The sequence below is a fragment of the Citrobacter sp. Cpa228 genome (genome assembly GCF_030333085.1).
Lineage (GTDB): Bacteria > Pseudomonadota > Gammaproteobacteria > Enterobacterales > Enterobacteriaceae > Citrobacter > Citrobacter pasteurii.
The window spans coordinates 582309-600177 of record NZ_JAOWGQ010000055.1 but is presented as its reverse complement, the minus strand read 5'-3'; the positions used below and the strand labels follow the sequence as shown (position 1 = coordinate 600177).

Annotated in this window: 12 protein-coding genes, 1 tRNA gene and 1 pseudogene; 7 read left to right on the top strand and 7 right to left on the bottom strand. The window is 41.7% G+C overall.

Translation table 11 applies throughout. The features are described 5' to 3' along the window. Positions 1-114 precede the first annotated feature (114 nt). Complete coding sequence (locus OGX91_RS21360; RefSeq protein WP_177341212.1) at positions 115-1083, top strand: threonine ammonia-lyase; 969 nt, start codon at positions 115-117, stop codon at positions 1081-1083. A gap of 580 nt (positions 1084-1663) precedes the next feature. On the opposite strand, the gene OGX91_RS21355 is transcribed toward OGX91_RS21360, so the two are convergent. The 6 genes from OGX91_RS21355 to nac form a co-directional block, all read right to left on the bottom strand. Continuing rightward, positions 1664-3718, bottom strand: coding sequence for a hypothetical protein (locus OGX91_RS21355; protein WP_286627262.1), 2055 nt, complete (start codon positions 3716-3718; stop codon positions 1664-1666). Beyond that, positions 3715-4173, bottom strand: coding sequence for a hypothetical protein (locus tag OGX91_RS21350; protein WP_203033942.1), 459 nt, complete (start codon positions 4171-4173; stop codon positions 3715-3717). Before OGX91_RS21350 ends, OGX91_RS21355 begins: the two co-directional genes overlap by 4 nt. After that, on the bottom strand, positions 4166-5092 hold the full coding sequence (locus tag OGX91_RS21345) for a hypothetical protein (RefSeq protein ID WP_286627261.1): 927 nt from the start codon (positions 5090-5092) through the stop codon (positions 4166-4168). Before OGX91_RS21345 ends, OGX91_RS21350 begins: the two co-directional genes overlap by 8 nt. Positions 5093-5142: 50 nt before the next feature. Next, positions 5143-6957 carry a hypothetical protein gene (locus OGX91_RS21340; protein WP_286627260.1) on the bottom strand — a complete coding sequence of 605 codons (1815 nt, stop codon included), beginning with the start codon at positions 6955-6957 and terminating at the stop codon, positions 5143-5145. A 749-nt stretch (positions 6958-7706) separates the two neighbouring features. Further along, positions 7707-8657: an HTH-type transcriptional regulator Cbl gene (cbl, locus tag OGX91_RS21335; protein ID WP_005127780.1), complete on the bottom strand. Its 951-nt coding sequence runs from the start codon at positions 8655-8657 to the stop codon at positions 7707-7709. 101 nt (positions 8658-8758) lie between these two features. Beyond that, positions 8759-9676 (bottom strand): nitrogen assimilation transcriptional regulator NAC, encoded by a 918-nt coding sequence (gene nac, locus OGX91_RS21330; protein WP_005127781.1) that lies wholly within the window; start codon positions 9674-9676, stop codon positions 8759-8761. A 327-nt stretch (positions 9677-10003) separates the two neighbouring features. On the opposite strand from nac, the gene OGX91_RS21325 reads away from it, so the two are divergent. The 5 genes and pseudogenes from OGX91_RS21325 to OGX91_RS21305 all read left to right on the top strand — a co-directional run bounded on the left by OGX91_RS21325 (position 10004) and on the right by OGX91_RS21305 (position 14803). Beyond that, a tRNA-Asn gene (locus tag OGX91_RS21325) sits at positions 10004-10079 on the top strand. Positions 10080-10245: 166 nt separating this feature from the next. Beyond that, positions 10246-11031, top strand: a pseudogene (locus OGX91_RS21320) (tyrosine-type recombinase/integrase). A gap of 1276 nt (positions 11032-12307) precedes the next feature. Continuing rightward, a complete protein-coding gene (locus tag OGX91_RS21315) occupies positions 12308-12643 on the top strand; it encodes a phage holin family protein (protein WP_075551363.1) in 336 nt (111 codons plus the stop codon). After that, positions 12630-13019, top strand: a complete 390-nt coding sequence (locus OGX91_RS21310; protein WP_048211247.1) for a M15 family metallopeptidase — start codon at positions 12630-12632, stop codon at positions 13017-13019. The genes OGX91_RS21315 and OGX91_RS21310 overlap by 14 nt, the downstream gene beginning before the upstream one ends. 254 nt (positions 13020-13273) lie before the next feature. Further along, positions 13274-14803: an aryl-sulfate sulfotransferase gene (locus OGX91_RS21305; RefSeq protein ID WP_286627259.1), complete on the top strand. Its 1530-nt coding sequence runs from the start codon at positions 13274-13276 to the stop codon at positions 14801-14803. Between the two features lie 147 nt (positions 14804-14950). On the opposite strand, the gene OGX91_RS21300 is transcribed toward OGX91_RS21305, so the two are convergent. After that, a complete protein-coding gene (locus OGX91_RS21300; RefSeq protein WP_155021299.1) occupies positions 14951-16090 on the bottom strand; it encodes a cytoplasmic protein in 1140 nt (379 codons plus the stop codon). A gap of 156 nt (positions 16091-16246) precedes the next feature. Between OGX91_RS21300 and OGX91_RS21295 the strand changes: the two genes are divergently transcribed. After that, positions 16247-17803 (top strand): bifunctional metallophosphatase/5'-nucleotidase, encoded by a 1557-nt coding sequence (locus OGX91_RS21295; RefSeq protein WP_286627258.1) that lies wholly within the window; start codon positions 16247-16249, stop codon positions 17801-17803. Positions 17804-17869 lie beyond the last annotated feature (66 nt).

The window sequence follows — 17869 nt, the reverse complement described above, 5'->3', positions numbered from 1 at the left end:
ATTTGGGATGTAAATAGAAAAAGTTTACTATCACGTATGACATGCAGGGGGACATTGTCCTCCTCATTTTCCAATGGTCTTTTTACCCATTCGCTTTCAATGAGAGACATACTGATGACCGCGTACATTACTCTGTCTTCGATTATCGCCGCTGCCGAAAGGATTAAAAAATCGGTCATTCGAACCCCCACAGTCTTGTCTCCGGGATTGTCGGATATGCTGGGAAGAACGGTTTTTCTCAAACTGGAGAATTTGCAGACTGGCGGCTCGTTTAAAGCCAGAGGAGTGCTGAACCTGCTTTCCGCTTTTTCCGGTAATCTGAAAGATTACCGTTTCGCTGCCGTCAGTGGCGGGAACTTTGGTATCGCAGTGGCAAAAGCGGGCAAAGCGCTTGATATAAACGTGACCGTGATTATGCCAAAAAACGCCCCGGCCTCATCCATTGAAAAAATACGCCATTCCGGTAGCACCGTTATTCTTGAAGAAGATGTCAGTTCCGCATTTGAACGAGCCAGAAAACTTGCAGAGCAGGGATACCATATAATCGATGACTGTAGCGACACACTGGTCGCGGAAGGATATGGAACCCTTGCACTCGAACTGATGGAAGATTGTCCTTCATTGACCGATGTATTTGTTGCGGTGGGTGGCGGTGCAATGCTGGCAGGCATTGCGACGGTACTCAAATCCCGTAACCCAGACATCCGGATATGGGGAGTGGAAACGGAGGGAGCCAGTTCGATGTACCAGGCATTGAATGCAGGAAACCCCGTCAACGTGGATATCACTTCTGCCATTTCAACCCTTGGCGTCCCTGTGATTGACCTACTCATGCTGGAACACGCGCAGCGCTACATTGAAAAGGTCATCACGGTGTCCGATAGCGACGCCATACAAGGAATGATTTTATTTGGCGAGAAAGCCAGGCAATGGGTTGAACCCGCTGCAGGGACACTCATTCCAGCAGTACTCTCTGTCATACCCGACATGCCTAGCGATGCAGTCATGGGACTCATCATATGTGGTGGTAACGTTACACTCCAAGAGATGAATGGCTGGGTAAAAAATACAGATGTTAATTAAATCTTGCGTATTAAAACAGTCAGCTCTATCTTGTAATTCATCTTTGCCGGATAAAAAAACAACCCGCAGATAATATTTACCCTGCCTTCTTTAATACAGTTGCTTGCGGAACAGGTTGGGCCGGGAAACGATTAACCGGAAGCCGATACAGGAACGAAAAGCGCACAGGAGGAAAAACTTGCCCCTGCATAACGCCCCTTTCTCTGAATCAGTGAAAAGGGTCAGGAGGGTTGCCAGATTTCGTAGGTAGTAATATGATTACCTGCTGGAATAAATTTTCATTCTAACTTCTTTTATGGTCTCTTTCCGGAACTTTAACTGATAAAATAAAAACCCATACAATATTTATCATATCAATCGGATGTCTTTAGCACACATTGAATATACACAAGTTAAATAAAACGGACACCAAGAGCACCACATATGCATCCATTCAAATAATAATGCTATCAGCTACAATCTGGTTTAACAACAACATATTCTTCAAACATATTAAAATAGTCACCCAGAAATCATTACTCTTTGGTGACTAAAGGGAAATAACGATTGCCATATAAGCATATAAATATTAAATTTAAACCTAGACATGACTACCAACAGGGCCTATTAATTTACCATCCCATTCAATAAGGTTGAAGCTAACGTTAATAGTTGCCTCGTTAAAAATCGCTTCAGACTCATCAAAGGAAGCAGCAATAATACTTTGCAAGTTCGATAGACTTGCTAATTTCTGTAAAAGAGCATGTTGACTACTTACGGCCATAGAATGCTGTCCCGGCTCATCAAACATTAAAACTCCAGGATGATTCCCCAATACATATGAAAGATTTGACGTTTGATAGAGTGCAAGGAGGTAACTCCATATAAGGCGAACAAAATCACTCGCACTGGAATCCGCTTTAATATCTGACCTTCTGATTTCTCTCAATTCAAGCTGTGAAAGACATGGCACCAAATTGTCACGACTCAATTCAATATCTTCAATTGGAGCACTTTCGTAACCAAATGAACCTGCATTTTCTCGGAATTGCCTTTCAAAAATTCTAATGCGTTTCTCATCTTCCAATGAATATGAACTTTTAGGTAGATTTTTACGAGCATTTTCATTTACTATAAACTCACCTAAAACCACTTCAAGTTTCGTGAGTAATGAAGTAGCTTTAAGTTTATATTTATCAATTGATTCCACTTCAACCTCTATCTGGACCTGCCTGCGAATTGCAGCCTTAGCATCTGAGTCGCCGGTTCTAACGTCATTCCTCAAAGCGTGCAAATATTCATATTTTTCAGAAATTTTTGATGATAACTCTTTATATCGCCCCTCTAAATTCCGAATAATATCTTTTATTCCATCAATCTGACGTTTGAGCATTCGCCCTTGACTATCTAAATAATTAATATTTGTAGCCAAGTCCATCTGTGGACCACTAATAATACTCGTCAGTAAGTTATCCTCTATCTCTTGGTTGCATGTTGGGCAATGATCTCTCGCAACTTTTAGACCATGCTGTGCTCCAAGTGCTTTTAATTTTGCAGCAGCTTTGTTGCGTTCAAGATCCTCGACTGTTTCCGAAAGCAACCTTTCATATTCTCTTAAAGAGGCACGATTAGTATTAATACTTGTTTTAGTTCGTTCATAAAGAACGCTAACATCCTGTAACTCTTCGCTAACTTTATTTATTTCATTCAATAACTCCTTACCTGACTCAGAATTTCCTCTTTTTATGTAATTCGATAATCTTGTATGCTCATCACGTAATTGAACCATATATTCATCAATAGTGATATTACTGTTACCAATAACTCGCTTAATTAATACCGAGTCAGCATTGAATAGACCTGACGGAGTTCGATGTATTCCATCAAGAAAGAAACCAAGTTTTGAAGCATCCCAGTTTAATTCGTCAGTTATTTTCCTCCATTCACTTGATATTTCAGAAAATTCTGCATTAAGCCTATTTCTTATGGAGCTGGTTTTGAACACATCAAGTCCAAGTAAAAACTCCACAACACGGATTTTTACATCACGAATCCCATAGAATGGAATATTAGCAATATAATCAGTCCAACCTCTTTTTTGTTCAACCAGCAATGCAGAGAAAATAGTTTGAATATACAACTTAGATTCCCCACCACCAGTAGTCGAGACCTCTGGCAGTGAAAAACCAATAAATTTTTCCAAGAAATAATGATACCCCTCTTTATACTTGGCTCCACCTGCATCATGAATATAAGTCGCTAATGCGTTATTTAATTCTTCATTTTTTATCAGATGCGAGCAAGGAAAAATTTCTATTAACTTGCTATCACGAACCTGATCTTTTATTGCTCTCCGTAAAGTTACTACATCTCCATTTTTGTTCTCTATTTCGAGAAGAACTTCTGATGAAATTATCTGAACTTTTCCACCGTCATACTCTACATAATCTTTGACGGCATAAGGGAGTGTACGAATGCCTTTTCCTCCAATAAGCTCTTCCATACCAAAACCATATAATAAAGTATTAACTAATGTACTCTTACCGCTTGAGTTTCCTCCTTTTACAATATTTAAATTTCTCCCAAAAATCACGTCAAAACCAAAGTCTCCTTTGGCCGTGATTGCTCTTAATTTCAATCCTCTAAAAATCATCATGCCTCCCAACTATTCGCTACAGCTGTCACCATTGCTTCAGTAATATTCTTTCCTACTTTCATAAAAAAAAGTTTCTCTTTTTCTAATAGATCATTCTTTGTAAGAATATCCTTAACAAGAGAAATACCAATATTTGTAATTTTGTAGCCTGAAGGAATTTCACTAATAAGCCCTTCAGCAACCGCATATCTAATTGCTATTGCAAATGCTGGATCAAACCCCCAAGCAGAGACCTTCAAATCTTTTATTTCGGAGGCAGTATATAATAACTGTTGCCTTTCTTCTTGTTTTAAAGCCCAGTTAAATAAATGCAATCTTAAGAGACTAGATTTCCCACCTCTAGAAGAAACATATAATATCAGTACCAATAGTCCGATCTTATATAATGGCCGATGTTCTACTAAAACAGGAGATGAACGGCGTATAAAATTTAACTGTGTTTTTTCATTAGTCATAATCAAGCTCACAGATTGCAAGCCATCGAGCAGTCATCAGGCGAGAGACCTTACTTGCATTTGTTTCATCAAATTCGGGAGAAAGATCGGCCTTGATTTTTTTCTCAAGGGAATCTCGAACCTTTAAAGTTAACTCTTCTGCAGTTCCTGTCCAAGTATAAGATGTTTCAACAACGTAATTCTCAAACTCGTTAATTAATCTTACCAACCTTACGTATATTGCCGGAGCTGTTGACTCAATGCGTCTAAAATAACCATCACATGATAAAAAGCTTTCTAATGTGTGTTGACTGAGAGCATTAACTCTATTAGTGAAGTTTGAAGCTTCGCTTTTTATAGAAAGTCTTTTAATAGATTTTCTCTTGATGTTTTTTTCATATTCTTCCTCAGTGCTTTCAAGTTCAGCTAAAACAGGAATAACATCATCAAATATCAATGACTCACCCAAAGCAGATCGGATTTCATTAATTTCTATTATATAATTATCTCCGTCATATAATAGAATCGTGAAATCATCAGAAATAAAAGGTAGATTCCAGCTGCGAACTAGTTCTTCCTTCGTTCGAGCATGAGAAATTAAGCTATTTCTATCAAATTCTGGCGTAACAAAAACCCAGTGAGTGAGTTGGGTAGAGCCAAGACGGGCCAAGAGTTCAGTTTGATAAGTTTTTAGCTTACCTAAATCTGCTGTAATCTTGTCGCGTTGCTTCTCATAAAGTTCACTTCTCTCATAATGTTTATCCGGACAATAACATTGAAATCCCCAACCTGTTTTGAGGGTAAATCCTTCAAGGCCAAAATCTCCAGGCGAAGCAGGTATTGGTTGATAATCGTCTTCCTGATATTTACGTTTAAATATTTGCTGACAAAGAGCTTCCCAACTACTTCCATCAAAAGGCCCGAATCTACTATTAAACATTATATATTCTCACTATCTCAGATAGTTTGTTCAGTTCCAGTAATAAAAAATCAATCCAAACAATATATTAATGGTACGGCATTCACTTCTTTGACAGCATGTGAGAACGAGGATAATATCCATAAGAGTTGTATTACATGTGGCTTAACTGCTTGCTTACGCTTCAATTTTTTTAACTCATATTCAATCTCTTTTTTAGATATGAATGAGCAACTTAATATACATTTTCTATGCAACTTAACATCTTTCGATAAATCATCGAGGTAAATTTTAATATTTTTAGGATCGCCCTTTCTTATTTTTTTTATTCTTGTCCTAGTTGACCCATTTTTACTATTACTCACATAATTCTTCTTTAGCTTAACTCTAAATTTTTGTAAAAAATCTGAGGTACTAAAGTACATATAGCCTAAGTTTTTTATCGCTTGACCTACTACATCATGTAATTTGCTTGCAGAGGTGGTTTTTGAGCCGTGTTTTGAATGTATAAAACTAATGCAGGAATCTTGCTTATTAAATGTAATATGATCTGCCCACTCATTTCCTAAGTCGTCACAAAAAATATAATCATCATCTTTATGGACATTCTCAACTAAATCAAACATTGAATCAGTTGAGAACTTATCACTCATAGCTGTAAATTTACCCTTCTCACTACTAACTGTCTCCATATTCTTCACAGGAACAAGAAGATCTAGAATACTATTTATTTCTGAAATCCCTGATGTATCTTCAAAACAATTCCCCATAAAGTACATATAGTTAGGGTTTTTAAATGTTATACTATAAAAACCATTTTTGAAGATAAAGTTTTGCATTGTGACTTCTTTGCCTTTCGATTGAACCTTCAATTTCCTAAGAATATTTGACTCTATTGTAAGAGTTTTATTATTTCTTTTTATTCTGGCATCGCCAATTGTCGAGCGAAGAGTCAAGTCATCATTTATTTCATAAACTTTTTCTAGCTCGTAAAAAAGCTTATTAAGTTTCCTTTGTGAAAGAAAGTAATCTTCTCCGTTAGGTAACTTATATTTAATTTTTAAATCTTCAGATTGTATCTTTTCGTATAAAGCCGTACTTTCAATTAGAAGTGCATTAGGTTGAGTCAACCCCATCACTTCATTAAGATCTTTTTGTTGAGCAAAATTGCTTAAGAAATCCTTAATGCCACCACCTTGTCTTATAAGACAGAGTTGATTATAGGACCAAGATGCAATTTCATCGAACCTGATTCTTTGTGAAGATTCAACCAATCTTCCACTACCTGAAATGGTTTTAATAGTTGAGCCTTGACGCAGCTTTAAATAATAGGGTATAGCTCTACCAGCAGCATGGGTTGAAAAAGAACCTTTGAGATCTGAAGACTCAAATGAACGGCTCCTTATCGCTTTGTCTGAGATAGTAATGTTTCTTGTTGATATTTTCTGAAAAGAAACATCTGAATCATTAAACGTTCCAATTAAGGAATGATTAGTTATCAAGTTGAAATCTTTATCTAATTTATCGGATATATTTGCACAACTCTTTCTAATTATCGCTAAACTATTCCCAAACTCCAATATTAATATAAAGGCATATATCTTATCATAATATCGTTCTCCTCCCTCAACCTCCCCCATAAAATAAACAGGTTTAAGTGTTGGGAATACCCTCAAAGAATAAATAAATTCTAAATTAGAATCAATTAAAATATCAGAAACTCGAAAGCTATTGATCAAATAATCGCTACCAGGTTCAATATTATCATCAGCAGAATTCAGAATATTAATTATTTCATTATCTGTTATGACTCTTTCCTCATTATCTTGAGGGATTATCAGATCATAAAATTGGACGTTTTTTGTAAGTTCTAACCGTTCAATCATGAAAATACCTTCCTGATAAGTTACTGATGTGAGATGTAGCGACTACTCCTTAAAAGTCAAATTTTAGGCTATACCATATAAGCTTCTTAATCAATTATAACAATTGAACAAATTTTGCAATCATATTAAAACTCTATCAAATAAAAATAAATGATACTTCCTTCTGTATAAATGGGTGTTTTAAGATTTTTCCTCTTGACATGAATCGATAATCATAAGTCACCTTTTCCTAACTTGCCATATCTAGGCATGGCTATTATGGTGGGTAACCTAGTGTTCTTTTCAAAAAATAATATTTTTACTTTAAAATCATTAACATAAAGCAACTCATCCTTCTCATTCAGATGAGCAGTGATTCTGAATAATTATCTGCCAGCATAGCCACAAATTTTCAGATTAACGTAAAAGTCGCGGTTTCCAGACGTGCTCTAACAAGCAAATCGCAATCTGCGATTTACATTTGTAAATTTCCTGCCCCTTTAGCGCATCACATTAAAATGTGAGCAATAGCCCCTTCTGACGCCAAGACGCCCATCTCAACTGCCATTGGCAGGTATGGGCAAGGAGCGTATCAAGACCACTCAAATCAGTTTTATTTAACGAGCTTCGATTGGTGGTCATTCTGGTGGTCTTGACAAGAAGGGAATCTAGGATTAGCTTTTTAATTAGCAACTTACTGGCAAAGGCGATCCCAGTCAGAGGAGCCAAATTTAAGAAGCCTGCTTAGGAAACTAAGCAGGCTTTTTGCTTTATATCTGATAATCAATCATCACTTCATCAGGCTCCATCGCCTGGCGTTTAATCTCTTCCACAGATAAACCTGCGTTGCATAGCTCGATGAATCGCCAGACGTAATTGCGCTGCAACTGACCGCGTTTGAGCCCCAGCCAAACGGTGTTCGCATCAAATAAATGCCGGGTATCAAGGCGGGTTAACGTCCCCTCCTCCTGCTCGCCACTGGATTGCTCCGCCACCAGTCCGATTCCCAGCCCCAGCGCTACATACGTTTTAATTACATCCGAGTCCTGTGCACTGAGGATAATATCCGGCACCAACCCTTTACGCGCAAATGCCTCATCAATACGTGAGCGCCCCGTAATACCCTGCCGATAGGTAATGAGTGGCCAGTGAGCAATAGACTCAAGCGTAAGCGGGGAAGCCTTAACTAATGGATGATCGTGTGGAACAAGCAGGCTGTGCTGCCAACGAAACCAGGGAAACGCCACCAACAGCGGATCGCTGCTGAGTCGTTCACTGGCAATACCAATGTCAGCGCCACCATTTTGCAGGAGAACGTCAATTTCTTGCGGCGTCCCCTGGATAAGCTCCAGGCGAACCTCCGGGAAGAGCTCACGAAATGCTTTGATCACCGCAGGCAGACTATAGCGTGCCTGCGTGTGTGTGGTCGCAATGGTCAGCACGCCAGACGTGTCATTGGTAAACAGGTCCGCCAGTCGGCGAACATTACTGGCTTCATTAAGAATACGCTCAGCGATCACCAGCAACGCCTTCCCCGGTTCGGTCATGCCAAGTAAACGTTTACCACGGCGAATAAAAATTTCGATACCAAGTTCATCTTCAAGTTCGCGAATATGCCGACTTACCCCCGACTGCGAGGTATAAAGAATATTCGCGACTTCCGTCAGGTTGTAATCCTGACGGGCCGCCTCGCGGATTATTTTAAGTTGCTGGAAATTCACTTTTCGCTCCGGGTACATCAAACATTACGCTATTGTTAAAGTCTGATGCCCGGCATAACAAATAATAAAAACCTGCATCTTATTCCTGGCTGGAATAAGGTCTAACTCACCAGCTGTAGCTCCCGGTTTTCCAGTGCCGGACGGCTAACCAGCGACAACAGGATCTCTTTCACCGCCTGAGCCTGTGGTGTCAAACTGCCCCTGGCTGACATGTTAAGCGAGAGGGGCAGATTCATGGAGGGCGTTGTAATCCGCGCCATCCAGCCATTCGCTGCATGACATAATGCCCGGGCTGCCGATTCAGGCAAAACCGTCACCCCCATACCACTGGCAATCGCGGCCGTTAGGGTGGAGATAGAATCAATTTCACCTATTACTTTGGCCGTTAAGCGGCGCAGTGAGAAGGCTTCGTCAACACGGAGGCGAACCGCACTGTAATCCCGTGGCAGAAACAAATTCATCTGCGCAACTGCCGTTAAATCGACACTTGGCCCTGGACATTCGCGCGTCCCCACCAGGAAAAGATCCTCTTTGAGTAACGGTTGACTGGAAATACCCGCAATCGGCGAACGCTCGTAGAGCACCGCCATATCTAATTGACCACTGAGCAGTTTATCGTTCAGCACCGCCCCGCTGTTTTCATGCAAATAGACCAGTACATCGGGCAGCTCGGCGCGGACGGTCTGTAATAACGGCATGGTAATTGATGATGCCGCAGTGCCAGGTGCCAGGCCAATAGAGACGTGTCCACTCAGGGTCTGCCCTACATTATTAACCGCAAGCTGCGCCTGTTCACACTGACGTAATATTGTCCGGGCGTGCGTGTACAGTACTTTCCCAGCTTCCGTCGGCGTCACCCCGCGTTTGGTGCGGATCAACAACTGTTGATCCAATTCCCCCTCCAGCGTAGCAACCTGCTGGCTCAGCGCGGGTTGAGCGATATGCAATACTTCCGCTGCCTGGGTCAGGCTACCAATATCGACGATTTTTACGAAGTATTTCAGTCGTCTGAAGTTCATTTTGCCTCCTGTCGGAATACCAGAACCCATGCTGGCAGTCATGAAACTCAGGGTTGCAAGATGCTTGCCAGTTTCATCTGTAGACGATTATTTAATGTTAAGCTCCCGTTAAGTAAGGGATGGCGCAGGAAAGTGATCGCTTCTATTGATTCCGCCTTTATCCGGGCTGCCCCACAAGAGGTAGACACGCACCAGAATGGGGCAAATGTCTAAAAAAGCATGAAAGATCGCCGCTTTGTTGAATTTGTCAGCAAACGAACACACAATTTCATTTCCCCCTTTGACAACCCCCATCGCCCCCGCTAATATGCGCCTCGTTCAAACGATTCCTCTGTAGTTCAGTCGGTAGAACGGCGGACTGTTAATCCGTATGTCACTGGTTCGAGTCCAGTCAGAGGAGCCAAATTTTAGTTTCATGACGTTCCTATACGTCCTGAAACGCATAAAAAACAAGAACTTATCTTTACCCGGCTGCCCTGAGAAGGATTGCCGGGTTTCTTGACACCCATAGTTTTTTTGGGGCTTAATCGGGTGCCTCACGGTTCGGTGAGAAAATAGAGCCGCCCGCTATGGCATTAACAGATACCGCTATCCGCAAGACTAAACCCACAGAAAAACCCTTCAAACTGGCAGACAGTTCAGGACTGTACCTGCTGATCAAACCTAACGGCTCGAAACTCTGGTATATGAAGTATCGCATCGACTGCAAAGAGAAAAAACTCGCCTTTGGCCCCTACCCGGATGTGTCCCTGTTTAAAGCGCGACAGTTACGTGATGCCGCGCGGGCGAAAATACGTGAGGGGGTCGATCCCTCCGCTGACAAGAAAATCGCACAGCAGAAAAAGAAAAACGGTCATACGTTCCGCCAGATCGCCATGAACTGGCACGGTGAACACAGGCGCTGGTCTGAACATTATGCGAACACCATCCAGCGCAGGCTGGAAATGTATGTTTTCCCGGATATCGGAGGACAGCCTCATCGATCATATCACCACGGAAACGCTGTTATTTACCCTGCACAAAGTGGAAAACAAGGGCTTTCTGGAGAAAGCCGCGCAGCTGAAAAACTACGTCACCGAGATCATGCGCTATGCGGTGAAAAGGAGTTAATCAAATCAAACCGGACGATGGCGTGCAGTGCGCTGAGTGAGTCGGGGTTGTGGAGCAAAGAAGCCATTGAAAAGCAGATGAGCCATCAGGAAAGAAACAGCGTGCGGGCGGCCTATATTCATAAGGCTGAATATCTGGAAGAACGGATCGCGATGATGCAGTGGTGGGCTGATTATCTTGATGCAAATACTGGCGGATATATTTCACCCTATCAGTTTGCCAGTAGGCTGAAAAAAGTGTCGTAATACAACGGGTTATTAAAGGGTAAACGGGTGTCTCCCCTTAAGTACGTTTCAATCCGTGAATTATTTCAGCAGATCAATCAACCGCAGCAGAGCCAGTAACAGCTCCAGTACGGCAATGAGCACAACCAGCTTACGCGTTAGTGTGTCCATTCGCTCTCCTTTTGAAAGGAGCGCAACGCCTGCATCTTACCCTTACACTGCCTGTCAGTGCAGGATTACATCTGCCAGGATTGTATTATCACGCAACGCCGCTTAGGTCGCCATCCGCAGCCTGAGAGCGAAAAATAGAGAACCCTGCCTCACCAGCAGGGTTTTTTATTTTCTGCGATCGGCCTTCCAGAGTGTCTCTTTATGTTGGCGGCTAATCGCGGTATCTTTTAGCTGTACCTGCAAAACCGGGTACCTGGTTAGGTGTTACGCCAGAACAAATCTGGCCGTCCCGTTATCGTAAGCCGGAATATAGCCAGAGCTAAACCGACTCGCCCGATCTTCTGTCAGCTTTGCTGGCGGAAGATCGGGAAAAGACAAGCGAAGCGCGGCAGACTGTCATTCATAAAATTGCGAAAAAATCTACAAACAACTCAATTCCCGAAAAAAAGGTTTCCTCTTTTCATCCGTGTAAAACGGTTGTAATCACCCTCTTGCCCTATGCTGTCGTAGACAGCTCCCGTTGCTTCACAACCTGAAAGAAGCACCTGTTCCGTCAGGACGGTTGATCCCTTTACCGGTGCAGGCCTCTGCAAACACTGGGTCGCAGGACACCGCGGCGGAGGCTCGAAGTTCACACTCAATAGATTTTTTAACCGCGCCAGTTCACCAGCACTCATTTCACACAACTGAAAATTCTACGATTTTCCGGCAAGTTTATACCTGCTGAATTTCAGCGCCTTTTACTTTATGGGCTGCGGCCTGCATTTACCGTAAGGCATTTGCTGCCGCGTGACCGTAAACCTGCACCAGAATCCGCGATCTTTCACACACAGCCCCTGCTTTCGGGGTTCCAGCACTCATTCCCGCATCTGACACGCCTTTTGAAGGATACGTTGCCCCTTCTCCCGCTTGCCCCTCTTATGCATTCCGTTAATAAATATAATCATCAATATAAATAACATAGAACTATCGTTTATCAAAAATCGATCGGTAAAGACTATTAATTGCATTCCGTGTGACATTAATCACAAAACTGGGGTACTCAATGTTTATTATTTACTGCATAGCAAAGCATATAGTTTTATTGCAAGAGAATGATCTCATCATGCGATAAATTTTTTTACTTATGCAATCTTTGGAGGTAATTATTTTGCCATGGAAAGACCCATCATCAAATGCATTTTTTAGCTGGATTTACATAATATTATTCGGCGCGTGGGGAGGTTTTGTTAGATATCTCCTTGACGTTAAATCTGGCCGGTCGGGAAGAAATTTATTTTCGGCGTTAGCACAAATTATAGTATCAGGATTTACCGGCGTGCTTTCTGGATTGATGTCACAAAGTCTTGGAACAGTATTTCATACTACGCTTGCAATCAGCGGTATATCAGGTGCAATGGGCGTTGTTGCCCTTAATTATTACTGGAAAAAAATTTCTGGAGATAGCAATGATAAATCATGAATTCAGTAAAACATCTGAAAAGAATCTTAAAGGCGTACATAAGGATCTTTCTGATGTGATGAGAAGAGCATTGAAATTATCACCTATCGATTTTGGTATTTCAGAAGGGTTAAGAAACCAAAAGAGGCAGCTTGAGTTATTGGCATCAGGAAAATCATTAACGTCAAAAAGCAGGCATTTAACGGGACACGCCGTCGATATATTCGCAGTCATAAACGGTACAGCATCATGGGAGTTTAAGCATTACCAGACAATTGCAACGGCTGTGTTTCAGGCAGCCAAAGAGCTAGCTATTGACGTTGAATGGGGGGGTAACTGGGCGGAAATTAAGGATGGCGTTCATTTTCAACTCTCACGAAAAATGTACCCAGAATAGCATCTACCGTGTTTAGCAGACCTACTCAAACGGATAATACGACATACCAACATTGGCAGGGTGATTAACCTCACTCCCGTTTAGACAGCTATTTTACAAAAGGAGGGTTATAATAAAAATCAGTTTTTAATTACCACAACACTAAGTTATAAATCAGGCATTTATTTTCTCGCTGTTTTTATTATCGACACATTTATGCCCTGATAGAAAATCGCATCTATATTTTATTGAATCAACCCAAAAGGAATAAAATCATGACAATTACTTATGTTAAAACTGAACTTGCACCAGCCGATAATCAGCTCGCTGCATATATTTATTTTACCTCAGATACACCAGTAAGCTATTCTTACACTGTATCAAAAAGGACAACCAGTTCAACCAGCGTAGATTTTACGTATACATCGGATCTGATTTATGGTGTCTCTCAAACCATAAAAATCCCTGTTATTGGCCTTTATGCACAATATGCAAACAACGTCCAGGTTGTGTTTAAGGATGAAACTGGAGCTGAAGTTTTCAATCAACCATTCTCTATTAGCACGGTAGATCAGGTTTATGACAAGTCGGTTATCTTCCATCTCGATATTGAACAAACAGATCCTGTGTTATTTACATCTGTATGGGGCAATAGTTGGTTAATGCAATCTACTGGCCGTGGTTACGACCAAAATGGTGACCTGCGCTTTAACTTTGTATCGCTTTATCATCTCCAGCCGTTGAGAATTCACAATGGTTACATCTACACTGGTACTGATGAAGATATGTCGTGGTACGGTCGCCGCTTTTTCAAAATTGACATTCTTGGTAATGTCATCTTTGAATTCGATATGCGTGATTCTGATGGCAATCACTACTCAAACACTCACGATTTAGTCTGGGACTCCGCAGGCGATGTCTATATGTTTGGTAACGACATTCCTAATCGGATAACCAATACGCGGGGCCAGGATTCCCTAGTCATGAAATTCAACGATCAGACTGGGAAAATGATTTGGGCAAAAAATTATACTAGCGAGTATAGCGGCTCTCAAATCTTAAATAACAGCACCCCTAATGATATTCATTTAAACTCGCTGTCATGGATTACCAGTAGTCCAAATAATGAGGAAGCAGTTATTGTGCATTCCCGTTCAACGAGCACGACCTTTGGCATCTCTATTGTTGATGGTAGTATCTTGTGGGCGCTCGACACCGGTAATTTCAACCCTCAGTTTCCGGTAAATCCAGACACTATTCATATTGATAACTCCGGTATTACTCACTTTGAGAATGGTGCTCATACTGTGTGTATCACGAACAATAGTGCCTTTGCAGAATATATCGACCCTACCGTAGGTAAATTTGTTTTATCTGTCTTTGATAATAGATCTTGTCTTGATGCTGATGGAAATTCTGTTGTTCGCCCGATTAATGACAATGCAACAACCGATGCCTATTCAACGCCTCCGGCTCGTATTCTATTCTATGCTGTAGACATGGCGGCAAAAACAGCTTTGGAAATTCAAGCACCTATCGAACCACCAACAACCCCTATCGTCCAGTGGACTGATTTTATGGGTAATGTTTTTGACCATGATGATTACTTCTCTATTTTCACCAACCATGCCCGTTCATTCTTTATCTCCGATGTGAACGGCAATATGATTGCCAGTATCTACGATGTCATCGCGCTTCCTGATGGCGCACCTCAATTCCCAGGTGAGGGCTATCGTACAAGATTATTTAAAGATACGGAGCTATCTGAATTAATCACTACAGCATCAGTTACTGTTAATCTGTAAAATGATGTAATCATAAAAACAGAAGCAATTGAACATCATGTTTTAAAAACTATTTGTTCCAACTGCATATGTTAAAAGGGTTCATGTATCTACATGAACCCTTGACAATATATACAACACCTTTGCTATTGAAAACTGTCGATGATACTAATCGTCAGAAGGCGCTATTGTAAGTTTACCGTTATATTCATGCGCCAGAGAAAGTAACGTTTGCGTTACGCTCCCTGCTGATAATTTGGTGCTATGGATAAAATCCGCTTGTTTATATAACCAGTGAATAAAATGTCTGCTGGCCGTCAAAGAGAGCATTTTAGCATTACGGCTATCACCACCTGTTAACGGGCAAACCATCTTACGGTTTTTTCCCTGCTCCCAAAGCTGCCACTGATTCTGCCACCAGCCATGCTGTGTTGTTCTCTGAAAACTCCAGGGTACATAAATATCACTATCATTTATTTCCTCTTCTATAAACCAAAGCTCACCTTGCCGTTGGCGAAACAGTTCTGCCCAAACAGTAATGACGGCTCCCCGAAGAAAGCATTCGTGTGAAATAACATGCTTCTTTACCTTAGGAAAAAAGATGTTCAGTACTCGAAAATGCCCGTGAGCCGTGATAACAGGACGCAGAATAGCACCTCTGGCGTTGCGTTTGAGAATCGCACTTCCATATTGAATTTCATCAAACTGACTCCTACGTAGGAATTGCGTCTCGCGCATATCAACGCGATTTACGATATCACTATGATGCAAATCAGGCTCAGCATTCCCGTGCCAGCGATACCGTAAAGTCTCACCAACATAATGCTGAGTAAAATTTGTGGAGATATGCAGAACATTACCGCAGACGGCATCAAAACTGAGTAGAACATACAGTTTCTGTTCTGCACTGCCCCCCTGGAACGGCACAACTAGTGAAACAGTTTCAATTCGTTCTGGGGGGACTATTTTTCTTTGTTCTTGCTGTTTGGGCGTCCAGACTTTTCTGCAGACTCGGCATTGAACGCGCTGTGTTCCCTGTGGGTTATGACCATAACAAATAATTTCTTTGCGATAACATTCAGGACAAAAATGACCGTTTTCTGAAGCATAGGCACTTAAGTGAACAGACAGCCATTCATTAAATTGCTGTTCATCAAACAGCGGGGGATAACTCCCGCATGCTCGACAGTGTAATGCAGGAAATCCCAGTCTGTAGTCTGGCCAACTGAAATCTGCACATGCCCATATGGGTTGCCCTAAATTGCGGCAACCATACGATTTACAGGTATTGATCGTAAACTGAGTCAATTTAAGTCACCAACGATTTAAACAGGTCGTTGATTTTAGCGAGTAACTCCAGACTACTTTTGTGAAAAAAATCACACATCATGTAAATATTTTCACATATAAAAACAATCCTAAACGTAATTTGATAATTTTTTAACTAACTAAAGGTGACTGATTGTGAAGGTGAAAGTAATTGCAGCAAGCATTCTGTTGACGCTACCGCTTTGGGCTTGCGCCAAGGATATAACCATCATTTATACCAATGATCTGCATGCTCATGTAGAACCTTATAAGATTCCCTATATTGCGGACGGAAAACGCGATATCGGTGGCTGGGCAAATATCACAACCCTGGTTAAACAGGAAAAAGCAAAAAGTAAAGCAACATGGTTTTTTGATGCTGGAGATTATTTTACCGGTCCATATATCAGTAGCCTGACGAAGGGAAAGGCAATAATTGATATTATGAATACAATGCCATTTGATGCAGTTACAATGGGAAATCACGAATTCGATCATGGCTGGGATAATACATTATTACAGCTTAGCCAGGCGAAATTCCCAATTGTACAGGGCAATATATTTTATCAGAACAGCGACAAAGCATTCTGGGATAAGCCTTATACCATCATCGAAAAAGATGGCGTGAAAATTGGCGTCATTGGTTTGCACGGCGTGTTTGCCTTCAATGATACCGTTTCTGCGGCGACGCGCGTAGGTATTGAAGCCAGGGATGAAATTAAGTGGTTGCAGCGCTATCTCGACGAACTGAAAGGTAAAGTCGATTTGACCGTGCTGCTTGTCCATGAGGGAACACCAGCCCGTCAGTCCAGTATAGGGGGCACCGATGTACGTCGTGCTCTGGATAAAGACATCAAGACCGCAAGCCAAGTTAAAGGACTGGACATTCTGATTACCGGACACGCACATGTCGGTACGCCGGAACCGATTAAAGTAGGTAATACACTTATCCTCTCGACCGATAGCGGCGGTATTGATGTGGGTAAACTTGTGCTGGATTACCAAAATAAGCCGCATAACTTCACGGTGAAAAATTTCGAGCTTAAAACCATTTACGCAGATGAATGGAAGCCCGATCCACAAACGAAATCGGTGATCGACAACTGGAATAAGAAACTTGATGAAGTGGTGCAACAAACAGTGGGACAGTCGTCGGTTGAATTGACACGCGCCTATGGCGAATCGGCTCCGCTAGGGAATCTGGCTGCGGATGCTTTGCTGGCGGCAGCAGGTAAAAATACACAACTGGCTTTAACTAATTCAGGTGGCATCCGCACTGAGTTACCGGCGGGCGCGATTACTATGGGTGGAGTCATCAGTGTGTACCCGTTCCCCAACGAGCTGGCAACGATGGATCTCACCGGTAAACAATTGCGTAGCTTGATGGAACATGGCGCAAGTTTAACTAATGGCGTTTTGCAGGTATCTAAAGGCCTGGAAATGAAGTACGACAGTAGTAAACCAATCGGCCAACGGGTCGCCGAACTGACTCTTAATGGCAAACCAATTGAGGATGCGACGGTTTACCATATTGCCACCCAGAGCTTCCTTGCTGATGGTGGCGATGGTTTTACCACATTTACTGAGGGTAAATCGCGTAATACAACAGGCGGTTACTATGTTTCTAACGCGGTGATTGATTATTTCAAAGCAGGCAACACCATCACGGATGAACAGATCAAAGGTATGCGCGTTGCTGATGTGAAAAAATAATCTCCTTTTAGATTATTTAGTGAAACAGAATTATCTGGCTTAATCACAACGGCATCGATGCCTGTA